A 22,294-nucleotide genomic window follows, 5' to 3' on the forward strand; every position below is an offset into this window, starting at 1 on the left:
ACGGTGCTGCGGTGGCGCGTAGGGCGGGTTAGCGCTTTTGCGCGTAACCCGCCGCTTTACGGCAACTCGTAGAACTCCGCCTCGACGATGGACAGCACGCCCTTTGGCGTCTGGTTCGCGCCAGTGTCGGCAATCGCCTGGTTGGCCACTTCGGTCAGCTTGATGGCATTGGTCTCATCGGCCATGCCGTTCAGCGCAATGCGCACGGTCTGCCCTGCGGTCCCTGCCAGCGGCAAGGTGACATACCCCAGCCCCTTCGGCGTCATGCCGTCGTAAACCTGCTTGCCGTCGACCTGGATCTGCAGCGGATAGCTGCGTTCGCGCCAGCCCGCCAGCTTCAGCACCACGGAACTCAGCTTGGCCGTGCGCGCCAGCTTGAAGGTAATCACCCCTTCGCCCGGCTTGCTGGACCACTTGGTGGTTTCATCGTCATCCACCGTAAAGCCCGCGTCCGCCGCATTGCTGGCCGCCTCAATCGAAGCCACCGGCACCGCCACGCGCGACACCTTGAACGACGGCGTGGCCGGCGTCGCGCCGCGCTGCAAATGCAGCGGCAAGCCGTCCGCCGGGAACTGCGCCGACAAACCGTCCTTGACCGCCACCGGCTTGGACACCAGCGTCAGCTCCGCCGAAGCCAGTCCCTCCGACTTGGCGCGCAGGATGATCTTGCCCGCCTGCGTGCCGGTGCGCAGCAGCACGCGGTTCACACCGCCCTCAACCGGCAGCGCGCGCGACAGCACATAGTTGTCCGGTCCCTGCGCAATCCCGCCGCGCCATTCGGCCGGCCCTTGCAGCTCGAACTCCACCTTGTTCAGCGCCACCGGATTGCGGCGGCCCTTCGCGTCCACGACCTCCACCTGCACCAGCGCCAGGTCGGCGCCGTCGGCCTGCAAGCCCTTGGGCGATGCGATGGACGTCAGGCGCAGCTTGGCCGGTGCGCCGGCGGTGGCCAGCACCGAGATGCAGATGGCCTTGCCCTTGGCGTCGTAGCCCACTGCTTTCAGCTCACCCGGCTGGAAGGCCACGTCGTCGAAGGTGAACAGGAAGCGTTCGCTCTGCCGTCCCTGGCCTACCTTTTTCCCGTTCAGGAACAGCTCCACGCGCTCCGCGCTGGACACCACGCTCACGGTCTTGACCGTGCCCGGCGCATAGTTCCAGTGGCCGATGATGTGGGCGCGCGGACGTTCCACGTCCACCCAGCCGTCCCACATCACCTGGTGGGCGTAGAAGCCGTCCTTCGGTATGCGCATGGCGTCCACCTCGCCGCTGCGGCGGTAGTTGTTGGCGCCGCGATGGTGGGTGTTCGAGTCCGAGAAAATGATGTTCACGCCGCCGCTGGACACGCGCGTACCGGTGCCCGGACGCTGCTCCCAGTAGTCATACCAGCGCTTCACGTTCTCGATGGCGTGCGAGTCCTGGTTGTGGTTGTAGGTGGGCGCGGGCTGGCCCTTGTGCGGCGGGCCGTCGCCATTTTTGTGGAAGGGCGCGGTGTACTCGTCCCAGTAAATGCGGGCGCCTTCGTCGCGCGAGTACTCCATGGCCCACATCGGAATGCGCGCGCTCTTGTTTATGTACAGCATTTCGCCGCCGTACTCGGCCACCTGCTGCAGCTTGGTGCTCAGCATTTCGCGGCTGCCGGACGCGCGGCCGCCGTGCGGGTCGAACTGGTCGCGCAGCGCCTTCATTTCCAGCATGTGCGCTTCGCTTACGCCACGGTTGCCGCTCTCGTAGAACACGATGGACGGGCTGTTTCGGTTATAGATGATGGCGTCGCGCATGGCGTCGATGCGCTGCTCCCAGCGGCGGCCGGTCACGTCGGCTTCCGAGTCGCCGGCCGGCATGGCCTGCATCATGCCCACGCGGTCCAGCGACTCCACGTCCTGCTTCCACGGCGTGATGTGCATCCAGCGCACCAGGTTGGCGTTGCTTTCCACGGCCAGGCCGTTGCTGTAGTCGCTCAGCCAGGCCGGTACGGACATGCCCACGGCGGGCCACTCGTTGGAGGTGCGCTGCGCATAGCCCTTCATCTGGATTACGCGGTCGTTCAGCTTGACCATGCCGTTGGCGAATTCGGTTTTGCGGAAGCCGGTACGCGTGGTCACGCTGTCCACCGCCTTGCCGTCCACCTTCAGCGTGGTGACCACGTCGTACAGATAGCCGTAGCCCCAGCTCCAGAAGTTTAGCCCTTGCACCGGCGCGCTGGCCTTGACCACGGCCGTGGCGCCCGCCGCCACGGTCTGCGCCGGGGAGGAGAACTGCGCCACCTGTTTGCCTTCGCGGTCCTTGACCTGGACCTCATAGGTGAAGGTGCGCGCGTCCGGATACTCGTTGCGCACTTCGGATTCGGCGGCGATGGTGGCGCGGCGGCCCGGAATGTCGAACTCGCGCGCGTAGACGTAGACGCCGGTGGTGCCCAGCGTGGAATACAGCGGCAAGGTCTGGTACAGCTTGTCCGTCACGTGCAGGCGCACGTTCTTGGGCAGGCCGCCGTAGTTGGCGTTGAAGTTCTTGTCGGACCACTGGTAGCGCTGGTTGGTGGCTTTTTCGCGGTAGTCCCAGCTGTTGTCGGTGCGGACAGCCACCACGTTGTCCCCCGGCTGCAGGGCTGCGGTGATGTCGAAACCGAAGGCGTTGATTCCGTTCTCGTGCAGGCCGATGCGCTTGCCGTTGACGTACACCTCGGCTGCCTGGCGCGCGCCCTCGAATTCAATGAACACCTTCTGGCCAGCAGCAGTGGCGGGCAGGGTGAAGTGCTTGCGGTACCAGGCCACGCCGGTGGTGAGGTCCACGATGTCCTTGCTGAACGCGTCGTCCTCGTTCCAGGCGCGCGGCAGCGTGACGGCCTTCCAGGCGCTGTCGTCAAAGGCGCGCTGCGCGGCGTCCGCAGGATCCGCCACCGCCAGTTTCCAGTTCGGGTTGAAGTTGTAGGACTGGCGTTCTGCGTGCGCCGGCTGCATCAGGCCTGCGGCGATCAGGGCGAGCGGAATGAGGCGGAGGTTCATCGTGATCCTGTTGTTGATTGGTGAGGGCGGGAATAGTATTTTGGCGCGCCGTCGAAGGAGATCTCGATGCGGTCCAGGATAAAGCCGGGGTCCAGCGCGTGGACCTTCAGCGTGTGCGGTCCGGGCGGGAGCGCGGGCAGCTGTATGGTGCGCACGGCGGTGTTGCTCAGCACGTTGTTCTTCCATTCGTCGCTGCGGCCTTGGGTGGCAAAGTCCAGCGCGACGGGCGCCTGGCCGTCCAGGCTGACTGCGATGCGCAGCTTGTTGGCGGACGTGAGCGGATGCACAGGCACCGCGATGATCTTCAGTTGCGCCGCGCCGGCGCTATGGCTGTGGAAGCGGTAGTCCAGCGAGGGCGCTGCCGCAGCTTGCGCCGGGTCGCGCGAGGGCAGGGCGAAGCTGGAGCGCATGCTGGCGCCGAAGCTGCCCAGGTCGACTACGGACCAGCCAGATGCGGAAGCCGCCGCCATGCCTGCCGCTTTGCCCGCCGCAGCCGAAATGGTGATGATGCGCTCATGCTCGGTCGGCACGCCGTCTTCCGCCCCCGGCGCCATCTGCAATTTGGCTTGCAGCTGCTCGCTGCCGCAGGCGAAGCGCAGCGGTGTCTTGGCACTGTCTTTGGCCCCGTCATAGCTTACGTCGATGCGCTGTTCGTAGCCGTTGGCCTCGTTGAGCGTGCCCTTGTCCGCAGACAGGCGCAAGCCCGCCGGAACGGACGCGGCGGACCACGCCTGCTGCTGCGCGCCATACTGGACCAGCGTGATGGTTTTGGTCTCCGGCCTGCCGCGCGTGAAGGCCAGCGAGCCGCCTTGCGCCGACAGCGGTGTTGGATAGGCCAGTGCGCAGCCGCTGCGGCCCGCGCTGCTATAAGATGGGAAGGATGGTGCGGCGAACACTGGCAGGCGGCGCGGTGCGGCGTCCATCATGCCGCGCCACTTTCCGCCGCCAAGCGCGTTGTAGCGCGCCGTGTCGGCCACGATGGCGGCCTGCGCGGCTTGCGCCTGCTGTGCGTAAAGCTGCGCCGCCGGACGGCCCATGCGCGCATATTGCGCCGCCAGGTCCAGCTTGAGGATGCGCGCATTGAGGTTGGCGCTGGAGCGCACCGGATAGAGAACCAGCTGGAAATAGGCGTCCTGGCTGGCGGCGGGGAGGGCGGCGCCCAGGGCCTGGGCGCGCAGCACCAGTGACTGGTAGCGCACCAGCCGCTGCTCGGCCTCTTCGCCGCCGGACTGCATGTAGTCGCTCTGCCGCGTGGGTGTGGTGGGCTCGGTCTGGCTGAAGCCCATGAATTCGGGCCGCCGCTCCCAAGCCAGGTCGTAGTACTCCTGCATGACGGACGCGATGCCAGGCGCCTGCGCAGCGCCGAACTGCGCCGCCAGCCAAGCTTGCAGATGCTCGTTCGTACCGTGCTCCAGCAGGCGCTTGTCGAAAGCCAGGTCCAGGAAGTACTGCGTGAGGTATTCACCGGGCTTGATGTCGCCCACGTTGACCACCCAGATCTTCTCCACGCCGGTGCTGATGGCGCGCTGCAGCTGGTCCCGTATCAGGCCGGGGTGGGTGGTGCCCAGCCACAGGTAGTCATGCGGCCGGCCCCAGTAGGAGATGTGGTAGTACAGGCCCGCGCCGCCGCTGCGGCCCGCTTCCCTGGCGGTGCTGAGCTGGTGCAGATAGCCGTAGTTATCGTCCGGCCAGATCAGCGTGATGTCGTCCGGCACCTGCAGGCCGCTGTTATAGATGTCCAGCACTTCCTTGTACACGGTGAGCGCTTGCGGAATCTGGGGCAGGGGACGTCCTTGCGACTTGGCGAGCATGGCGCGCTGCATGGCGATCACGCTGGACACGCCGTCGCGCGCCTCGTCCAGCGTGGAGGCCCCTTCCATGGCCGAGTCGTGCACGCCACGGATGCCCATGGAGTAGAAGTTCTCGTATCCTTTGACTTCATCCACGCGCTGCTGCCAGTAGCGCGCCAGCGCGTCGCGGTTGGTGAAGAAGTTGAAGGCGCCGTCGCTCTTTTTCCATTCGCGCACGTTGTTGCGCATCATGGGCTCGGCGTGCGAGGTGCCCACCACGATGGCGTAGTCGTTCGCCATCTGCGCATTGCCCGCCATCTGGTAGAAGGGCTTGGTGGAGTCGTGCATGGCGGGCCAGATGATATTGGCCTTCAGGCGCCACATCAGTTCGAAGATGCGCGCATACGTGGCAGGACCGATGTCGCCGCTGCTGTCGTAGGTCCTGGCGGCCCAGGGCTGCAAGCCCCAGTCCTCGTCGTTCAGGAATATGCCGCGATACTGCACCGAGGGCCGTTCGGAGGCGATGCGTTCGGCGCGCACATCGACGGCGCTGCGCGTGGCGGGGCGGGCGTCCGCCCACCATTCCCAGGCCGATACGCCGATTTCACGGGACAGGTCCACCGCGCCATACACGGCGCCGCGCGTGTCCGAACCGGCGATGACGAGCAGCTGCACGCCAGGCTTGCCTTGCGATGGCTGGCTGACGCGGATATAGCGTTCCCACTGGCCGGCCAGCGAGGAGAAGTCCAGGTGCTCGCGCTGCGCGAGCTGGCGCAGCAGCGGGCTGTCATGGCGGCCGATCACCACGCACACGCGCGGGCATTCGTCCAGCGTGGACACGCGCCGGGGCGCCTGGCCGCTGACGGATTGCACGTCCCGCCGCAGCAGGTCCGCAGCCAGGGCCATGGTGGCGCTGCTCTCGGCCAGCACGCCGGCCACGCCTTCCGGCCCGGCCAGCCGCACGCTCGCGGCGTGGGCAGGCTGCGCGCCCAGCAGTGTGCTCAGCATGGCGCAGGCCAGGAAAGGGGATCGCAGGGATTTCAGTGTCAGCATGGCAGGGCCGGAAAATGGGGCACTGAAATATTAGCATGGCAGATGGGCGGGAAAACCGCCCCGTCTGCTCACGCGGATGACTATTTCACCCGCGCCAGCGCAGCGGCCATCAGCGGCACAGCTTGTCGACTTCCAGCGGCGGCGCGGCCGGTTTGCTGTCCGGCAGGCGAATGCCCTTCTGGCTGGCGGTGCGGGAAATGACCGAACCGCCGCCGGGCAGGCCGTAGGCCGGGTCGGACTGGGCCTGCGCCAGCGTGACATAGCGGGCGCCGGCCGCATTCAGCCGCGACATCACGTCCGGCAGCATGACGGCGCTCCAGCCGCCCAGGTGCGTCAGCAGCACTTGCGGAATCACGCGGCCGTACACGCGCTGCGACTGGTTTTTCATGCGGACGATGGCGCTGTCCACATTGGCCAGGTACTCGGTTTTCATGGCCGCGATGGCGGCCGTGTCTTCCTTGGCCACGCAGCGGGCGTAGGCGTCCGTGTAGACCCAGTCGCTGAAGGCCAGGCTGACGTCGGCGACCTTGTAGCCGCGTGCGTGCAGATAGGCCAGCGCGTCCTGCTGGCGCTCGCCGCCCGTGCTCAGGTTGGGAAAGCGCAGATAGCGCCAGTCCGCACCCGCCATGCGCGCCGCGACGGGCGGCTCGCCGGCCACCACATCGGCGTACCAGGCGTCCAGCGTGGGCGCGCGCGACAGATTCATATGGCTGTAGGTGTGGTTGCCCAGCGGGTAGCCGGCGGCGCGCCAGGCGTCGAGCACCGCTTCGCCGTCGGCCGTGGCGGCGATCTTGCCGGCGTTGACAAAGCCGAAGGCCTCCGGCACGCCGTTGGCCTTGAACACTTTCAGATGGGTTTCCGCAATGCCCAGCCAGCTCATGCCGCGCGGCAGCTGGCCGTGCACCGGCATGTCGTCCACGGTAATGGCAATGTCGAAGGACTGCGCCGCAGCCAGGGCCGGCAGCAGCAGGGCGCACAGCGCCAGTTGGCGGCAATTGAGCATGGCGAGCCTTATTTGAACCAGAGCGGACGCGCCAGCACGTAAATGCTGGCAAACGCCCAGGAACCCGGGGATGTTCTTGCCACGGTCGCCGCCGAAAGAATGGCAAACTGGGCACTCGAAAGCTATCTTCACGTGAATTCTGCGAAATTATTGTTTTGCACTTGTTGTTGAGTTTGCCTGTTGGAGCGCTGGCGAGTATCGCATAGAAAATACTGCAATGAACAGCATGCGTGATGGGCAGGGTATGGATGGGCTGGTTTATACTGCGTCCACCATGAAGCTCATCCTTATCGCCCTCGGCTGCATCTTCCTCGCGCTTGCTGTGGTGGGGGCGTTTTTGCCCTTGCTGCCGACCACGCCGTTCCTGCTGCTGGCGTCGGCATGCTTTGCGCGCAGTTCGGAGCGGCTGCATCAATGGCTGCGCAACCACGGCGCGCTGGGGCGCTATTTGTCGGATTTTGAGGACGGCCGGGGGATACCCTTGCGCGGCAAGGTGCTGGCGCTGGGGATGATGTGGCCTTCGATGGCGTATTCGATGTACCGCGTGCCCTATATCGGGCTGAAGGTGATGCTGTTCCTGATTGCCTGCGGCGTGACGGTCTACCTGCTGCGGCTGCCGACGGCGCGGCGGGTTGCGTAAGTCACGCAATGCCGCGCCGCCGCTGCGGATAGCTTAAAGCTCTGCTTTGCGCTCGGCCATCTGTTCGCCCAGGGCCACCAGGTCCAGCTTGGTTTTGCGCACTTTGGGGAACAGCTCGTCTTCTTCTTCCCGCACGTGGTGTTCGATCAGCTCGGACAGTACTTTCACTTTCGCGTCGTACAGGTCGTCGCCTGGGTTCATGGCTTCGATCTCGGCGATCAGCTGCTTGGCGGAGGCGTGTTCAACGACGGCCTCGTCTATCATGTCCGCAAACTCCTTGCCGGCGCCGCGCACGGCCGGGTAGAAGATTTCCTCCTCCACGGTGGTGTGCTTGGTCAGCTCGGCGCAGATCTCGTCGGCCAGTTTCTTTTTGCCGACCACGGCGCGGTCGGTCATGCTTTCAAACTGCTCGAACATGTCTTTCACGTGTTCGTGGTCTTCCACCAGCAGGCTGATGGCGTCGCTGGCGCCGGGTTCGGTGGGGATACGTTTGGGAGTGGCTTTGGTTGGGGATTTATCGGTACGCATACTGGCCTCCTCAGGCTGGTGAGTGAATTAAAACAGGGCTAGTTTGAGGCAGCAGACGCTGCGGCTCGGTGCGCCACTTCACCCAAGTGCCGTATCCGCACGCCCGGTGCGACAGTTGTCGCATAAAAGCATTGTGGCCGTGCGACAGTTGTCGTATGATGGCGTCTCTAGTCACAGAGGGGACGCCATGTCTACGCCATCGGTAACGGAATTGAGTTTGTTGAAGTGTTTATGGAAGGAGCAGCCGCTGAGCGCGCGCGAGATCCATGAGCGGGTGGTGGATGAGCTGGAGTGGTCGTACTCGTCCACTCGCAAGACGCTGGACCGGATGCTGGAGAAGCAGATGGTGGCGCAGCAGTCCGTGCATGGCGTGAACGTGTACACGGCGGCACTGGAGAAGGTGGCCACGCTGGCCGCTTTCGCCCATGACTTCGGCAAGCGCGTGATGGAGATGGATGCGCCGCTGCCCGTCAATATGTTCACCGGCAGCAAGCTGGTGGATCAGCAGGAGCTGGCCGCGCTGGACCAGCTGCTGCAGGACTGGCCCGCCGAGAAGGAGTGAGCATGCAGGCTGTTTCCCTGTTTTTATTGGCGAGTGCAAGCTGCGTGGTGGCGGGTGCGCTGGCCTGGGTGCTGCTGAAGCTGGCGGAGCGGGTGTGGCCGGAGATCGCGGCGCAACGCGCGGTCTGGCTATTGGCGCAGCTGGTGGTTGCGCTGTCGTTCATGCTGGCGCTGCTGCCGCGCAGCGAGCAGATCAGCGTGCTTCCGGCGATTGTGCTGGCGGAGCCGGAGCATGGCGCTTCAGTATGGGATGCGCTGGACGGTGGCGGGGATGATGCGGAGCAGGCCGGAGCTTCCGGCGCAAAGGGCTCAGCTGGCGCCGCGCGCGCGTTGGGCACAGCACGCGAGGAGGTGGCTGCCGTGCCGCGCTGGCTGCCGCTCGTGTCGCTGGCCTGGCTGGCTTGTTACGCTGCCGGCCTGCTGTATGCGCTTGCCCGCTGGGTCCAGGCGCAGCGCGCGCTGCGGGCGCTGCTGCGCACGGCCGACCGTATCAGCGGCGCGGCCTTGCGGGCGCATGCCGGGTTTGACGGCGTGTCGCCTTATCGCGGGCCGCCGGTCATGGAGACGCCGGTGCCGGTGTCGCCCATGCTGGTCGGCCTGGTGGCGCCGCGCTTGCTGCTGCCCAGCCATCTGGCGCAGTTCGATGCGCAGCAACAGCAGCTGATCGTGGCGCACGAGCTGACGCACTGGCGCCGCCGCGACCACGTATGGCTGCACGCCAGCCTGCTGCTCGAGACCCTGTTCTGGTTCAATCCCGTGATGCGCTCGATGCGCATCAAGATGAACTGGGCGCTGGAACTGGCTTGCGACCAGCAGGTGCTGGCAGGCCGCCCTACTCAGCAGCGGCAGAGCTACGCGGCAGCGCTGGTGGCGCAGCTGAAATTGCAGCGGGCGATGATGTCCGGCGCTTATGCGACGCCTGCATTCGGCGGAACCGGGATGGCTGCGCTGGGCGACCGCATCAAGCTGATTCGGGATGGCGGGGCCGGCGCGCTGGGTATTGCGGGCAAGGCCTTGCTCGGCGCCGGCACGGTGGCGCTGCTGGCCGCAAGCGTGCTGCTGCAGCCCGCATTTGCATGGCGGGCAGGCGATGTGCCTTCCACGCTTGCGCAGCGCAGCGGCGCGCAGCCTGGCGATGCTGGCCTGCCGCAATGGCGCGCGCCGCTGGAATCGGCGCGGGTAAGCAGTTTTTATGGCGCGCGCAAGAAGCCGCTGCCCTCGAGCGACAGCTTCCACCACGGCATAGACTTCGCGGCGAAGCGCGGCACGGCCGTCCTGGCGCCTGCCGCCGGCACGGTGGTCGAGTCGACCGGGCTGTATGACGGGCAGCCGAAGTACGGCCAGGTGATCGTGATCGACCATGGCAAAGGCCTGCGCTCCATGTATGCGCACCTGGACCGGCGCTCTGTGCGTGCGGGCGAAACGGTGGCGGCCGGCCAGGCGATAGGGTTGTCCGGGGCCACCGGGCGCGTGAGCGGGCCGCACTTGCATCTGGAAGTGCTGCGCGGCGGCGAACATGTCGACCCGGCGCAGCTCATCGCCAATCTGGACGCCAACGCGTCTCCCTCGGCGCTACGCGCCCGCTCGGCCGCACTGGCCAACTAATTCCCACCGTTTGTACGAAGTCCATGCCTGCGCGGCAGGACTTCGCACGTCCACAGCTTTTAAGGATAACCATGAAACCACGCATTTGCGCCCATGCGCTCGCCACCGCTATTTTCGCTGCATTCGCTTTTCCCGCAGCGGCCCAGGACATGCAGAAGATAGAAGTGGCCGGCGCCAAGGTGGACCAGCGCCGCGAGGAGACTGCGGCCAGCATCATCGTTTCCGGGCGGGACTTGCAGCGCCAGGGAGACCGCACGCTGGCCGATGTGCTGAAACGCGTTGCCGGCGTGAGCATCGGCACGGGAGGCGGGAAGGGCAGCGAGATCCGCATGCGCGGGCTGGGCAACGGCTACACGCAGATACTGCTGAACGGCGTGGCCGCGCCGCAGGGCTTTGCCGTGGAGAGCCTGGCCCCGGAGCTGATTGAAAAAGTCGAGATACTGCGCAGCGCGTCCGCCGAACTGGGAACGCAGGCGATTGCGGGAACTATCAACATCGTCCTGCGCAAGAGCGCGCCGCGCGCCCGGCAGGAGGGCAAGCTGGGGCTGGACGCGCTGGCTGGCGGACTGTATCCGAAGCTGTCGCCGAATGTGTCCTGGCAGGCATCGGACAAGGGAGACGGCTACAGCTACACGGTGGCGGCGACGGCGAACCGCTCGGCGGCGCCGGTCTCGCGCGTGGAGTACGAGACGGTGACTGCGCCCGACGGCGCGCTGCCGCTGTCGCGCGTGAGTCCGCAGCGGGACACCAACGTGTCGCGTACGGCCAGCATTGCGCCGCGCGTGAGCTGGAACCGGCGCGATGATACGGTCAGCGTGCAGTCCTTCCTGAACCTGTACGAGCGCAGCATGGGGGTGGAGGCGCACGAGACCGTGCTGGCCGGTGCGCCCAGCCAATACCCCAGCCACGACCGCATGGTGGTGCTGCGCGGCGCCTTGCTGCGCAATGACCTGAGCTGGCAGCGGGCGCTGGAATCGGGCGCGCGCTGGGAGGCGAAGCTGGGCTTCACCGTCAACCCGCGCAGTTCTGACTTTGATTTCCATACCCTGGCGGGCAGCGCGCGTTCGCCGGCATTGAAGGTGGTGCACGCGGACATCGGCGAGCTGGCCGCCACCTTCAGCGGCAAGTACCAGCTGCCATTGGGCGGAGGGCACGCGCTGGCTATCGGCTGGGACAGCGGACACACGCGCCGCACGCAAACCCGCGAGGAGCAGGACTACACAAGCGGCATGGCCTACGACGAGCGCCATCGCGGCGTGGTGAAGCGCGTGGCGCTGTATGCGCAGGACGAATGGGAGCTGGGGCGCGGCTGGTCGCTGTCGGCCGGCGTGCGCTGGGAGGCGCTGGAGACGGCGGTTGCCACAGCGTCCGCACTGCAGCCTGCGGACGCGATCGTACAGCGTTCGCCGGTGCTCAGTCCTGTGCTGCAATCGCTATACAAGCTGTCTGCGCAGCGGCAGTTCCGCCTTGGCCTGGCCCGTACCTACAAGGCGCCCACGATGGCGGAACTGATACCGCGCCGCTACACGACGGACAACAATAACAGCGCCACGAATCCGGACACGCAAGGCAATCCCCGGCTGCGGCCGGAGCTGGCGTGGGGACTGGACGCGGGCTATGACCATTACTTCGGCAAGGACGGCCTGTTCAGCGCCAGTGCCTACGCGCGCAGGATAGACGCTGTCACCCAGCCCCTGCTGTTCAGGGAAGGCGGACGGTGGATACGGATGCCGTCGAATGCGGGACGGGCGGATGCGCGCGGCGTGGCGCTGGAGGCCAAGACGGCTTTGTCGGATGCATGGTCGCTGCGGGGCAACCTGGCGCGCAACTGGTCGCGTGTGGCTGACGTGCCTGGGCCGGACAATCGCCTGGACCGGCAGGCTCCGTTCAGCTTGAATGCAGGCGCGGACTGGCAGGCCTTGCCGTCCTTGAAGATGGGCGCGGACTTTAACTACGAGCGCGGCGCGCGCACGCAGTTGTCGGCCACGGAGGCTTCAGCGGCGGGCAGCGTGCGCAAGCTGGATCTGTACGCAGTGTGGCAGCTGGACGGCGCAACGCGGCTGCGCGCAGGCGCGCTGAATCTGCTGCGGCGGGATATGACGGGCTGGGACAGTGTATTGGTGGCGGAGGGCGTGCAGCGGCTGGCGACCCGCACCGCAGCGTCGCCAACGCTGCGGGTGGGCCTGGAGCGCAACTGGTAAGCGCGCCTACAGCGCCAGCTTGCGCACGCGCTCCTGCAGTAGCTTGAACTGGGCGTCCAGCATGGGCTGGTTGGGATCGTGGCCGGTGCGGGGAACGGTGATGTATTCCTTTTGCGGCGCATTGATGCTGTCGAAATAGCGGCGCGTGTCGTGCGGGAGCGTCAGCAAGTCGTCCGCTCCCTGCACCATGAAGACCGGCATGGGGAAGCTTGTGCCCAGCGCGGGCAGGTTCACCTTGGAGGCCATGCCGTCGCCTTTCATGCCGACGAACTGTACGAAGGAGTAGTCTTCGCCTGCCTCGTAGTCCGCTTGCGCTTGGGGCGTTGCGTACTGCGCCTCGGGCTGCCACCACTCCTTCGGTGCGGGCTCGGTGCGCTGGCCTTCATACTTCCGTACCGCGCGGCGCAGCACGCCGAAGTTGCGCGGGTTGGTCCAGGGCGGGGCGCCCAGGGCGTCGAGCTTAGCTGTCACGTCCTGGTCCTGCGTGGCGCGCGCGATCGCCATCACGGCGGCATAGCTGCTGATCTGCGTGCCGGTGCCGTTTACCACCTGGGCGGTGCCGACATAGGCCGCATATTGGGACCGGCTCCCTTTGAGCATGTGCACGCCGAGGATGGAGCCCCAGGAGCTGCCCATGAGGATCAGTTTTTGTTTGCCCAGGTGGCGGGAAACGTAGCTGGCCACTTCGTTGCCGTCGCTGGCCAGGCGTTCAAGCGTGAGCGTTTCGCCTTCCGCCGGCGGGCTTTTTGCGTAGGTGCGGCCTGCGCCGCGCTGGTCCCACTGCACCAGGGTGTAGTCCTTCTCCCATGGGCCATAGAGCTTGGCGGCATAAGGGCTCATGGGGTTGCCGGGGCCGCCGTGCACAATCAGCACCACCGGGTTGGCGCAGCTGCTGCCCTTGATCGTCACCCATTGCTCGATGCCGCCTATCTTCACGTAGCCTTCCTCGTTCAGGGGCTGGGTGGGCGAGGTGCAGGCTGCGCGCGCAAGCAGCGGCAGGAACACGAGGGCGGAGAGCAGGATGCGTCCGGCTGGCATGGTCGGCATGGTTTTTGGTCAATTAAAAAAACACTAATGTAACGCATTCGTCGCGCTTTGCGTGCGCTGGTCGGTGCCGGGGCGCGCTTGTCGCACGGAGCCCCCAAACGGTTCCCGTTTCGGCAAAGTGGCCGGCATGACAATTTGGTCATGCCATGGGAAAATGCATTATGAAACCTCACTTTGTACTTACTGCCGCGTCGGCCGCAGCTTGTGTATTGGCGCTGGCGCAGCCGGCTTCCTCAGTACCAGAACCTTGGTTCGTTTCAGGAAAGTCGCCGGAAATGTATCGAGCCGGCGTGGATCTCGACGGCAGCGCCAGCGGAAACAGGGGCGCCAAGTATCTGCGCATGGTTTCGGGCGACGGTACGAGCTTCGGAACGCTCATGCAGCAGTTCTCGGCCGAGAATTATCGTGGCAAGAGGCTGCGTCTGCAGGCGGACGTCATGACCCACGCGGTGAGCGGCTATGCAGGCCTGTGGATGCGGGTTGATACGCCGCGGAAGCACTCGGCATCGTTCTACAACACCGTGGAGAAGCCAATGAAAGGCACCATGGTATGGGAACGCCGCAGCGTGGTGCTGGATGTGGCTGAGGATGCGAGCATGGTGTCACTTGGCCTGATCAGCCGGGGTTCCGGCGAGACGTGGATCGACAATATCAGTGTGGAGGTAGTAGGCAAAGACGTGCCGGTTGATGTCTTTGCGCGCACCCGCACGCTGCCATTGGAGCCTGCGCTGTAATGGCGGGTACGGCATTTCCGGAGGCGGAACTGGGGCCTGCGCCAGCCCTGCTGCGGCTGGCCGGCTGTAGCGGAAAACAGGCGGCGGCCAGCGCCGCCATATTGCTGCTGTTGGTGGTGGCCGCGTGGCACAAGCATTCGCTGGCGTGGTTGGCGTTGTTCGGCGCCTTGCTGGCGGCGCTGGCCATCGCTGCCGCGTTGCTGCTGCTGGTGCGGCTGGTACTGCCGCCGCAGCAGTCCGCCCAGGACCAAGGCTGGGCCTGGGCGTGGGCCGGCCTGGCAGCCGGCGTGGTTGCGGGGGCGGGTGGCGCCGTGCTGGTTTATCGCGTTCTGAAAGCTGGGCTTGGCATTGACGGCTTGGGCGATGGCCGCATTTTCGGTAGCGCTTTGGCGCTGTGCGCTTTGCTGCTGGCGTTCCCGCTGGCGGCTTTGCGGCGGCAATCACAGGCGCTGCAAATGGCTGGGCTAAAGCAGTCCGCGCTGGCGGCCGAGCTCAAGTCCCTGCAGGCGCAGGTCGAGCCGCACTTCCTGTACAACACGCTGGCGAACACGCGCTACCTGGCGCGGCATGAGCCGGAAAAGGCGGTGCGCATGCTGGACCATCTGATCGCCTATCTGCACACCGCGCTGCCCGATATGCGCACGCCCTCATCCACATTGGGACGCGAGTGCGAGCTGGCGGAGCACTATCTGGCGCTGATGGCGATACGGTTCGGCGAGCGGATGTCGTTTGACGTGGCCTGCCCGGCGGAGCTGAAGCTGGCCGCCATGCCGCCGCTGATGCTGATGTCGCTGGTGGAAAACGCGGTGCGGCACGGGGTGGAGGCCAAGCCGGGCGAAGTGCGTGTGAGCGTCAGCGCTGCGCAGGTAGGCGGGGTTTTGCATATATTGGTGGCCGACAGCGGCGCTGGACTGGCGCAAACGGTGTTCGGCAGCGGCGTGGGTTTGCGCAATGTACGCGAGCGGCTGGCGGCCCAGTTCGGCGACAGCGCGGGATTTGAACTGCGGACTGGCGGCGAGGGGCGGACGGAAGCCGAGCTTCGGCTGCCCCTGTCCTGGGCCGGCGCGGCGGCTGTATCGACGGAGACGGTGGCATGAATGAATTTATGGCGGCGCGTCCGCGCGTGATGATTGCGGACGACGAGCCTTTGCTGCGCGCCGAATTGGCCGAGGCGCTGCGCCGGCTGTGGCCCGAGGCCGAGCTGGTGGGCGAGGCGGGGGATGGCTACCAGGCGCTGCGCATGGCGCAGGAACTGGCGCCGGACGTGGCCTTTCTCGATATCCGCATGCCGGGGCTCAGCGGGCTGGAACTGGCGCGCACCTTCGGCCTGCGCACGCATGTGGTGTTCGTGACCGCGTTCCATGAACACGCGGTGGCGGCTTTCGACGAGGGCGCGGTGGACTATGTACTCAAGCCAGCCGACCCGGCCCGGCTGGCGCGCTGCGTTGAGCGTGTGCGTGCCCGCCTGAACCAGCCCCCGCCGGACCTTACGCGCCTGATGGCGCGGCTGCAGCCGAAACCGTCCGCGCCGTCCTGGCTGCAGGCGTCCGTCGGCCAGACCATCCATTTCATCGACCTGGCGGACGTGGTCTATTTTTCGGCGGAGGCGAAGTACACGCGGGTGGTGACGGACAAGCTCGAGGCCCATATCCGCACGCCGCTCAAGGAGCTGGCCGAGATGCTGGACGAGGCGGGCTATTGGCAGGTGCACCGCAGCCATGTGGTGGCGGTAAAGCGTATCGCTGCCGCCGTCAGGGATGGCGATGGGGCGCTGTGGCTGTCACTGCGCGGCCACGCGGCGCGCCTGCCGGTGAGCCAGCGTTTCCAGCATCGGTTCAAGGGGATGTAGGGCTTTTACCTGCGGCGCGATTCGCCGGGCCGGTTGCGGTACTTGCGCTTGCGCGAAATGGGGTTGCGCGCATAGAGCAGAATGCCGGAAATGGTGGCGGTGAGCAGGCCCAGCCCGGAAATCCACAGCGCGGCGGGACTGATCTCGTCGTCCGGCCTGGCCGGGTAGCGCGAGCCGCCATAGGGATCGATGGCGTCCAGATCCGGGTCCTGGCGCGGCAGGTGCAGGCGGCTGCCGTTGCTGTCATTGGCTGGCGTCCGCGAGAAGCCGGCGGGAGTCAGGTAGACGTGGGTAAAGCTGTTGGCGGCCGACAGCGACAGCGGGTCTGGCTGTTCGATCGCATCAAATGCGGACGCGGCGGCGGGCTGGGTGAGGGCTGCGGAAGACTGGGACGGGGTTGACGGGAGTGTGGCGTCGCTGGCCCAGGCTTGCGGCGCCACCGCAGCCAGCCAGCCGGCTGCCAGCAGCAGGCTAAGTTGGCGGACGAGTGGGGTGCGGCTCATGGCGGTCTCCGGCGTGGTTTCTTCATAGGCAATCAAAATTGCCCACGCCTATGATGCTAGACCCGGGGGAAAACAATGTAAACAAAAAGCAGCACCTAGTGCTGGCTGGCAGCGCAAAGGATGTTGCTTTTTGACTACTTTCGTGGTGTGCTCAGGCGGACGGGGAGGCCGGGGGGGTGGCGCTGAGCTGGTGCGCCCACTCCAGCACGGCGCGCACCCGGGCGCCCAGCAGGGAGCGCGCTTCGTCCACGTCCACCCAGCGGAATTCGTCGTGCTCTGGGAAGCCCAGTTCCTCGCTTACGCCCAGCACCACGTCGCGCGTGGGACTCACGGCCAGGTAGTAGCGCGCCACCTTGCCGTCGCCGTAGGGCGCGGTTTCCGTGAACTGCTCGCCCCAGGGGAAGGCCAGGTCGCGCAGCGTGGCTTCCTCGTAGATTTCCCGCTGCGCGGCCAGGAAGGGCGATTCGCCCGGCTCGACCATCCCTTTCGGGAAGTCCCAGTACTGGAAGCAGCGCATCAGCAGGTAGCGGCGCGCTTCGCCGCTGCCATGCAGGATGACCGCGCCGGCCGAGAGCGATTTCTGCTTCATTACAGGAAGCGGTCCAGGATCTTCTTGCTGTGCTTGTCCAGTTCGTACTGGTTGCGGATCAGGAAGTGGATGCCGTGGTTGTCCGACACCAGCAGCGTGTCGCTGCCGATGCGGCGGATGTCTTCCTCGCCGCGCAGCACGAACTCGGTCGGGCCGCGGTTGGTGTCCACGCTCCAGGTGCACGGCGTGGCATAGCTGGTCACGGACAGGATGCGGGCGATTTCCGGCATGAACTCGCGCCCCTGCAGTTCCTCGCGCACCAGCGCCGCGTTGGCGCCGGACAGCTCGCCCAGGCTTTCTATCCACGCGACTTCCTTGCCGTCCGTGCTCACCAGGGAGATGCCCTGTTCGGGCGCCTGGATGGGGAAGGCGCGCACCGGCGACACGTTTTCGTGCAGGGCGCCGGCGGCGTCGGTCAGGTTCAGGCGGCCGAAGCTGTCGCGCGCCAGGGTGAAGCTGGTGTTGAGGGTGAGATTAGTCGTCATGTCGTTTTCCCGGAGAATCGTCAAGGTCGGTATCGACGTTGCGCGCTTGCGCCATGTAGAGGCGGTAGTAGGCGCCTTCGGCGGCCATCAGTTCGTCGTGCCCGCCTTCTTCCACCACGCGGCCACGGTCCAGCACCACCAGGCGGTCCGCCTTTTGCAGCGTGGACAGGCGGTGCGCGATGGCGATGGTGGTGCGGCCGGTCACCAGGTTGTCCAGCGCTTTCTGGATTTCCTTCTCGGTTTCCGAGTCCACCGAGGCGGTTGCCTCATCCAGTATCAGGATAGGCGGGTCGATCAGCAGCGCGCGCGCGATTGAAATACGCTGGCGCTCGCCGCCGGACAGGCCCTGGCCGCGCTCGCCCACCATGGAGTCGTAGCCTTGCGCCAGGCGCAGGATGAATTCATGCGCATGCGCGGCGCGCGCGGCGGCAATGATTTGCTCGCGGGTGGCGTCCGGCTTGCCGTAGGCGATGTTCTCGGCGATGGTGCCGAAGAAGAGGAAGGGTTCCTGCAGCACCAGGCCGATGTTGCGGCGGTAGTCCGACACGCCCAGCGCGCGGATGTCCACGCCGTCCAGCAGGATGGCGCCTTCGGTCACGTCGTAGAAACGGCAGATCAGGTTGACCAGCGTGCTCTTGCCCGAACCGGAGTGGCCCACCAGGCCCACCATTTCGCCGGCCTTGATATTGATGGAGATGTTGCGGTTGACGGCGCGGTTGCCGTAGCGGAAGCCCACTTCGCGCAGCGCGATATTGCCTTTGACCTTGTCGATCTTGACCGGGTTGGACGGCTCCGGCACGGACGATACGTGGTCCAGGATGTCGAAAATGCGCTTGGCGGCCGAGGCGGATTTTTGCGTAACGGACACGATGCGGCTCATTGAATCCAGGCGGCCGTAGAAGCGGCTGGAGTAAGCCACGAAGGCGCTCAGCACGCCGACCGTGATGTGCGATTGCGATACCTGGTAGATGCCGAACACCCAGATCACCAGCAGGCCCAGCTCGGTCAGGAAAGACACGGTGGGCGAAAACAGCGACCACACCTTGTTCAGCTTGTCGTTCACGGCCAGGTTGTGCTTGTTGGCCACGCGGAAGCGGCCCGCTTCGCGCGACTCCTGGGCGAAGGCTTTCACCACGCGGATGCCGGGGATGGTATCGGCCAACACATTGGTCACTTCACCCCACACGCGGTCGATTTTTTCAAAGCCGGTGCGCAGGCGGTCGCGCACCAGGTGGATCAGCCAAGCGATAAAGGGCAGCGGCAGCAGGGTGATGGCGGCCAGCCACGGGTCGATGGAGACCAGGATCACGCCGGTCATGATAATCATCAGCACGTCGGAGGCGAAGTCCAGCAGGTGCAGCGACAGGAACACGCAGATGCGGTCCGATTCGCTGCCGATGCGCGACATCAGGTCGCCGGTGCGCTTGCCGCCGAAGTATTCCAGCGACAGGCGCAGCAGGTGTTCATAGGTTGTGGTGCGCAGGTCCGCGCCGATGCGCTCGGACACCAGGGCCAGCACATAGGTCTTGCCCCAGCCCAGTATCCACGCCAGCACGGCCGAGGCGAGCAGGCCGCTCATGTACATGGTCACCAGCATCTTGTCGACCGGCTTGCCGCTCTGGTAAGGAATCAGCACATTGTCCATCAGCGGCATGGTCAGGTAGGGCGGAATCATGTGCGCGGCGGTACTCAGCAGCATCAGCAGGAAACCGGCCAGCAGCGGCCACTGGTAAGGCTTGGCGAAGCGCCACAGGCGGAACAGGGTCCAGGTGGATGGCGGCGTGTAGACCACCTTGGTGCAGATCGGGCACTCGTCCTGGTCCGGCTCCAGCGGGGCTTTGCAGGACGGGCAGATGTGCTCCTCGTCGCGCACGATCGGCTGGCCGGTGACAAAGCTCTCGCGCAGCGCGGCGAACTTTTCGGACAAGCGGATGGCCAGCAGATTCTGGCCCAGGGTGAAGCGCCAGTTGGCCAATCGGCCTTGTTGGTTAAATAACTCCAGGTGGCCGACGCCCGCATGGTCATGCAGTTTTAGCGTCAAATCCTGTCCGTAAGGCCAAGATTGCCATACCGTTTCCCCCGGCGCGCGTGCCATAATGCGGCGCTCGGTGACGAGCACAAGGCCCTTGGAAAAATGTAAGCGCGCGTCGAGGTCAACCTCCAGCGCACTTGAAACGTTTTCCCCGTTGGAAAGTTGTTGTTGCACTTCGGCACGCCATACTTCTGGTAGTTCTGTATGGCTGAGTTCCGAAGAAAGCTGTTTTGTTATCATTGTGCAACATACTCCAGTGCGGGCTTTGCCAAGTGGCAAGGAAATTGAAACAGTGGGAAAATAGCGGATAGTATCGTCATTAGCAAGGCCAAGAGCGAACAGCGGCTTGGCAGCGATTTACGGTATTCTGTCAGTTATTCATCATTTGACGAAATAAAAGAGGGGTGACCGCCGCCGGCGGTTCGCTTTTGCGGAGTATACCGCAAGAGGTACAAGAGCAAAAACATGACAAAGAAGAAAGACATTGAATTTCTCCGTGTAACACACTTGCGCGGACCTAATATCTGGACCTACCGCCCGGTAATCGAGGCCTGGCTGGATATTGGCGAGCTCGAAAATTTCCCCTCCGATAAAATCCCGGGCCTGTACGAACGGTTGACCGCGCTGCTGCCGCACCTGGTCGAACATCGCTGCGGCGTGGGCGAGCGCGGCGGCTTCAACGAGCGCCTGCGCGACGGCACCTATGCCGGCCATATCCTTGAGCACGTGGTGCTGGAGCTGCAGAACCTGGCTGGCATGCGCACCGGTTTCGGCAAAACCCGGCAGACCTCGGACCACGGCGTCACCTACAAGATGGCCTTCCGCACGCGCCAGGAGCAGGTGGGCCGCGCCGCGCTGGCCGCCGGCCGCGAGCTGCTGATGGCCGCCATCGAGGACCGTCCGTATGATCTGGCCGCCACCGTGGCCGAGCTGACCGACATGGTCGAGTCCCTGTGCCTTGGCCCAAGCACGGCCAATATCGTGGACGCCGCCACCGACCGCAAGATTCCTTCCATCCGCCTGACCGACGGCAACCTGGTGCAGCTGGGCCACGGTTCGCGCCAGCGCCGCATCTGGACCGCCGAGACCGACGCCACCAGCGCCATCGCCGAAGGCATTGCCAGCGACAAGGACCTGACCAAGAGCTTGCTGGCTTCGGCCGGCGTGCCAGTGCCGGAAGGCGAACTGGTGCGCAGCGCCGAGGAAGCCTGGGAAGCGGCCGAAGACATCGGCCTGCCGGTCGTGGTCAAGCCTTATGACGGCAACCACGGCCGCGGCGTCACGCTGAACCTGACCACCGAAGCCGACGTGGCCGCCGCTTACGAGCTGGCCGCGCGCAAGGGCGGCAGCAAGAGCGTGATCGTCGAGCGCTTCATCGCCGGCGACGAGCACCGCCTGCTGGTGGTGGGCAAGAAGCTGATCGCCGCCGCCAAGGGCGAATCGCTGTGGATTACCGGCGACGGCCAGCACACCATCAAGCAGCTGTGCGATATGCACATCAATATCGACCCGCGCCGCGGCGAGACCGAAGGTTCCCCGCTGGGCCTGATCAAGCCGGACGTATCGGCCGAGATCATCCTGGAGCTGAAGCGCCAGAACATGACGCACGAATCTGTGCCGGCAGCCAACCACAAGGTGCTGATCCAGCCGAACGGCAACGTGGCGGTGGACGTGACCGACCTGGTGCACCCGGACACCGCCGAAATGGCCACCCTGGCCGCGCGCGTGATTGGCCTGGACATCGCCGGCATCGACCTGGTGGCGCAGGATATTTCGCGCCCACTGGAAGAGCAGGGCGGCGCCATTATCGAAGTCAACGCCAGCCCCGGCCTGCTGGCCCACCTGAAGCCGGCCGAAGGCGGCCAGCCCCGCCCGGTGGGCGCGGCCATCGTGGACCAGCTGTTCGCGCAGGACGACACCGGCCGCATTCCCGTGGTGGGTGTGGCGGGCGAGCGCCACAGCGCGCTGATCGCCAACCTGACCGCCTGGCTGCTGCAAGTGAGCGGCAAGTCGGTGGGCCTGAGCTGCGAAGAAGGCATTTACCTGAACGGACGCAAAGTGCCGCGCGGCCCGCTGTCGGCCTGGGATTCGGGCCAGCGCCTGCTGCTGAACCGCAACGTGGAAGCGGCCGTGTTCCATAACGGCAGCCGCATGATACTGAGCGAAGGCCTGGCCTACGACAAATGCGCCGTGGGCATCGTCACCGATACCGGCGGCCATGGCGAACTGTCCGAGTTCTACATCAACGACGAAGACGACATGTACGGCGTGCTGCGCACCCAGGTGGACGTGGTGCTGCCGGAAGGCGCCGCCGTGCTCAACGCGGCCGAGCCGCAAGTGGTGGAAATGGCCGAGCTGTGCGACGGCTCCGTGATCTTCTACGGCCTGGACGAGCAGCTGCCGGCCATCGTCGAGCACCGCCAGGACGGCGAGCGCGCGGTGTTCCTGCGCCCGACCGGCTTTGTGCTGGCGGCCGGCGCCAACGAGGTGGCGATGCTGCCGCTGTCCTGCATCCCGGCCGGCCAGGCGGGCAACGAAGAAGCAGTATTGGCCGCGATCGCGGCTGGCTGGGCGCTTGAGCTCGAGCCGAGCCTGATCGCCGCCGCGCTGCGCACCTTCAAGGCCAACTAAAACAACACGTATCACGCAGACCACCACACAGGACACAGGTA

General features: G+C 65.6%; 17 protein-coding genes. 8 read left to right on the forward strand and 9 right to left on the reverse strand.

The annotated features are described in order from the left end of the window. Positions 1-56: 56 nt before the first annotated feature. The 3 genes from KT882_RS15715 to KT882_RS15725 form a co-directional block, all read right to left on the reverse strand. Positions 57-3,002 (reverse strand): glycoside hydrolase family 2 protein, encoded by a 2,946-nt coding sequence (locus KT882_RS15715; protein WP_228892444.1) that lies wholly within the window; start codon positions 3,000-3,002, stop codon positions 57-59. Continuing rightward, the gene (locus KT882_RS15720; RefSeq protein ID WP_228892445.1) at positions 2,999-5,845 is read right to left on the reverse strand and encodes a glycosyl hydrolase 115 family protein; all 2,847 of its coding nucleotides are present in this window, start codon (positions 5,843-5,845) and stop codon (positions 2,999-3,001) included. The genes KT882_RS15715 and KT882_RS15720 overlap by 4 nt, the downstream gene beginning before the upstream one ends. A 109-nt stretch (positions 5,846-5,954) precedes the next feature. Continuing rightward, entirely contained in the window at positions 5,955-6,848 is an 894-nt protein-coding gene (locus tag KT882_RS15725) for a polysaccharide deacetylase family protein (RefSeq protein ID WP_228892446.1), read from the reverse strand. Between the two features lie 217 nt (positions 6,849-7,065). Between KT882_RS15725 and KT882_RS15730 the strand changes: the two genes are divergently transcribed. Further along, positions 7,066-7,488 (forward strand): YbaN family protein, encoded by a 423-nt coding sequence (locus tag KT882_RS15730; protein WP_228892447.1) that lies wholly within the window; start codon positions 7,066-7,068, stop codon positions 7,486-7,488. Positions 7,489-7,521: 33 nt separating this feature from the next. On the opposite strand, the gene KT882_RS15735 is transcribed toward KT882_RS15730, so the two are convergent. After that, positions 7,522-8,016: a hemerythrin domain-containing protein gene (locus KT882_RS15735; RefSeq protein ID WP_228892448.1), complete on the reverse strand. Its 495-nt coding sequence runs from the start codon at positions 8,014-8,016 to the stop codon at positions 7,522-7,524. Between the two features lie 187 nt (positions 8,017-8,203). On the opposite strand from KT882_RS15735, the gene KT882_RS15740 reads away from it, so the two are divergent. The 3 genes from KT882_RS15740 (at position 8,204) to KT882_RS15750 (ending at position 12,383) form a co-directional block, all read left to right on the forward strand. Further along, a complete protein-coding gene (locus KT882_RS15740; protein WP_161075278.1) occupies positions 8,204-8,578 on the forward strand; it encodes a BlaI/MecI/CopY family transcriptional regulator in 375 nt (124 codons plus the stop codon). A gap of 2 nt (positions 8,579-8,580) precedes the next feature. Then, positions 8,581-10,182, forward strand: coding sequence for a M56 family metallopeptidase (locus tag KT882_RS15745; protein ID WP_228892449.1), 1,602 nt, complete (start codon positions 8,581-8,583; stop codon positions 10,180-10,182). Between the two features lie 71 nt (positions 10,183-10,253). Further along, positions 10,254-12,383, forward strand: coding sequence for a TonB-dependent receptor plug domain-containing protein (locus KT882_RS15750; RefSeq protein ID WP_228892450.1), 2,130 nt, complete (start codon positions 10,254-10,256; stop codon positions 12,381-12,383). Between the two features lie 6 nt (positions 12,384-12,389). Here the strand turns inward: KT882_RS15750 and KT882_RS15755 are convergent, their stop codons facing one another. Beyond that, complete coding sequence (locus KT882_RS15755; RefSeq protein WP_228892451.1) at positions 12,390-13,430, reverse strand: alpha/beta fold hydrolase; 1,041 nt, start codon at positions 13,428-13,430, stop codon at positions 12,390-12,392. A gap of 161 nt (positions 13,431-13,591) precedes the next feature. Here KT882_RS15755 and KT882_RS15760 point away from each other — a divergent pair, with 161 nt between their 5' ends. From KT882_RS15760 to KT882_RS15770, 3 genes are read left to right on the forward strand one after another with little or no spacing between them, the layout of a single operon-like run. Further along, positions 13,592-14,164: a transcriptional regulator gene (locus tag KT882_RS15760; protein WP_228892452.1), complete on the forward strand. Its 573-nt coding sequence runs from the start codon at positions 13,592-13,594 to the stop codon at positions 14,162-14,164. Next, positions 14,164-15,261: a sensor histidine kinase gene (locus KT882_RS15765; protein ID WP_228892453.1), complete on the forward strand. Its 1,098-nt coding sequence runs from the start codon at positions 14,164-14,166 to the stop codon at positions 15,259-15,261. Before KT882_RS15760 ends, KT882_RS15765 begins: the two co-directional genes overlap by 1 nt. After that, positions 15,258-16,013, forward strand: a complete 756-nt coding sequence (locus KT882_RS15770) for a LytR/AlgR family response regulator transcription factor (RefSeq protein ID WP_161075273.1) — start codon at positions 15,258-15,260, stop codon at positions 16,011-16,013. Before KT882_RS15765 ends, KT882_RS15770 begins: the two co-directional genes overlap by 4 nt. A gap of 5 nt (positions 16,014-16,018) precedes the next feature. Here the strand turns inward: KT882_RS15770 and KT882_RS15775 are convergent, their stop codons facing one another. The 4 genes from KT882_RS15775 to KT882_RS15790 all read right to left on the reverse strand — a co-directional run bounded on the left by KT882_RS15775 (position 16,019) and on the right by KT882_RS15790 (position 19,862). Then, positions 16,019-16,516 (reverse strand): hypothetical protein, encoded by a 498-nt coding sequence (locus KT882_RS15775; protein WP_161075272.1) that lies wholly within the window; start codon positions 16,514-16,516, stop codon positions 16,019-16,021. 151 nt (positions 16,517-16,667) lie between these two features. After that, on the reverse strand, positions 16,668-17,105 hold the full coding sequence (locus tag KT882_RS15780) for an NUDIX domain-containing protein (RefSeq protein WP_161075271.1): 438 nt from the start codon (positions 17,103-17,105) through the stop codon (positions 16,668-16,670). Beyond that, a complete protein-coding gene (locus tag KT882_RS15785) occupies positions 17,105-17,590 on the reverse strand; it encodes a cyanophycin metabolism-associated DUF1854 family protein (protein WP_161075270.1) in 486 nt (161 codons plus the stop codon). Before KT882_RS15785 ends, KT882_RS15780 begins: the two co-directional genes overlap by 1 nt. Further along, complete coding sequence (locus tag KT882_RS15790; protein ID WP_161075269.1) at positions 17,580-19,862, reverse strand: cyanophycin metabolism-associated ABC transporter; 2,283 nt, start codon at positions 19,860-19,862, stop codon at positions 17,580-17,582. Before KT882_RS15790 ends, KT882_RS15785 begins: the two co-directional genes overlap by 11 nt. Before the next feature lie 225 nt (positions 19,863-20,087). Here KT882_RS15790 and KT882_RS15795 point away from each other — a divergent pair, with 225 nt between their 5' ends. Beyond that, on the forward strand, positions 20,088-22,253 hold the full coding sequence (locus KT882_RS15795; protein ID WP_161075268.1) for a cyanophycin synthetase: 2,166 nt from the start codon (positions 20,088-20,090) through the stop codon (positions 22,251-22,253). The last annotated feature ends 41 nt before the right edge of the window (positions 22,254-22,294 follow it).

The sequence above is a fragment of the Pseudoduganella aquatica genome (assembly GCF_020865585.1).
GTDB classification, from domain to species: domain Bacteria; phylum Pseudomonadota; class Gammaproteobacteria; order Burkholderiales; family Burkholderiaceae_D; genus Rugamonas; species Rugamonas aquatica_A.

Excerpts from the sequence above, each read along its gene's own strand:
- KT882_RS15715 (WP_228892444.1), bottom strand. The coding sequence starts at position 3,002 with ATGAACCTCCGCCTCATTCCGCTCGCCCTGATCGCCGCAGGCCTGATG.
- KT882_RS15720 (WP_228892445.1), bottom strand. The coding sequence starts at position 5,845 with ATGCTGACACTGAAATCCCTGCGATCCCCTTTCCTGGCCTGCGCCATG.
- KT882_RS15725 (WP_228892446.1), bottom strand. The coding sequence starts at position 6,848 with ATGCTCAATTGCCGCCAACTGGCGCTGTGCGCCCTGCTGCTGCCGGCC.
- KT882_RS15730 (WP_228892447.1), top strand. The coding sequence starts at position 7,066 with ATGAACAGCATGCGTGATGGGCAGGGTATGGATGGGCTGGTTTATACT.
- KT882_RS15735 (WP_228892448.1), bottom strand. The coding sequence starts at position 8,016 with ATGCGTACCGATAAATCCCCAACCAAAGCCACTCCCAAACGTATCCCC.
- KT882_RS15740 (WP_161075278.1), top strand. The coding sequence starts at position 8,204 with ATGTCTACGCCATCGGTAACGGAATTGAGTTTGTTGAAGTGTTTATGG.
- KT882_RS15745 (WP_228892449.1), top strand. The coding sequence starts at position 8,581 with ATGCAGGCTGTTTCCCTGTTTTTATTGGCGAGTGCAAGCTGCGTGGTG.
- KT882_RS15750 (WP_228892450.1), top strand. The coding sequence starts at position 10,254 with ATGAAACCACGCATTTGCGCCCATGCGCTCGCCACCGCTATTTTCGCT.
- KT882_RS15755 (WP_228892451.1), bottom strand. The coding sequence starts at position 13,430 with ATGCCGACCATGCCAGCCGGACGCATCCTGCTCTCCGCCCTCGTGTTC.
- KT882_RS15760 (WP_228892452.1), top strand. The coding sequence starts at position 13,592 with ATGAAACCTCACTTTGTACTTACTGCCGCGTCGGCCGCAGCTTGTGTA.
- KT882_RS15765 (WP_228892453.1), top strand. The coding sequence starts at position 14,164 with ATGGCGGGTACGGCATTTCCGGAGGCGGAACTGGGGCCTGCGCCAGCC.
- KT882_RS15770 (WP_161075273.1), top strand. The coding sequence starts at position 15,258 with ATGAATGAATTTATGGCGGCGCGTCCGCGCGTGATGATTGCGGACGAC.
- KT882_RS15775 (WP_161075272.1), bottom strand. The coding sequence starts at position 16,516 with ATGAGCCGCACCCCACTCGTCCGCCAACTTAGCCTGCTGCTGGCAGCC.
- KT882_RS15780 (WP_161075271.1), bottom strand. The coding sequence starts at position 17,105 with ATGAAGCAGAAATCGCTCTCGGCCGGCGCGGTCATCCTGCATGGCAGC.
- KT882_RS15785 (WP_161075270.1), bottom strand. The coding sequence starts at position 17,590 with ATGACGACTAATCTCACCCTCAACACCAGCTTCACCCTGGCGCGCGAC.
- KT882_RS15790 (WP_161075269.1), bottom strand. The coding sequence starts at position 19,862 with ATGATAACAAAACAGCTTTCTTCGGAACTCAGCCATACAGAACTACCA.
- KT882_RS15795 (WP_161075268.1), top strand. The coding sequence starts at position 20,088 with ATGACAAAGAAGAAAGACATTGAATTTCTCCGTGTAACACACTTGCGC.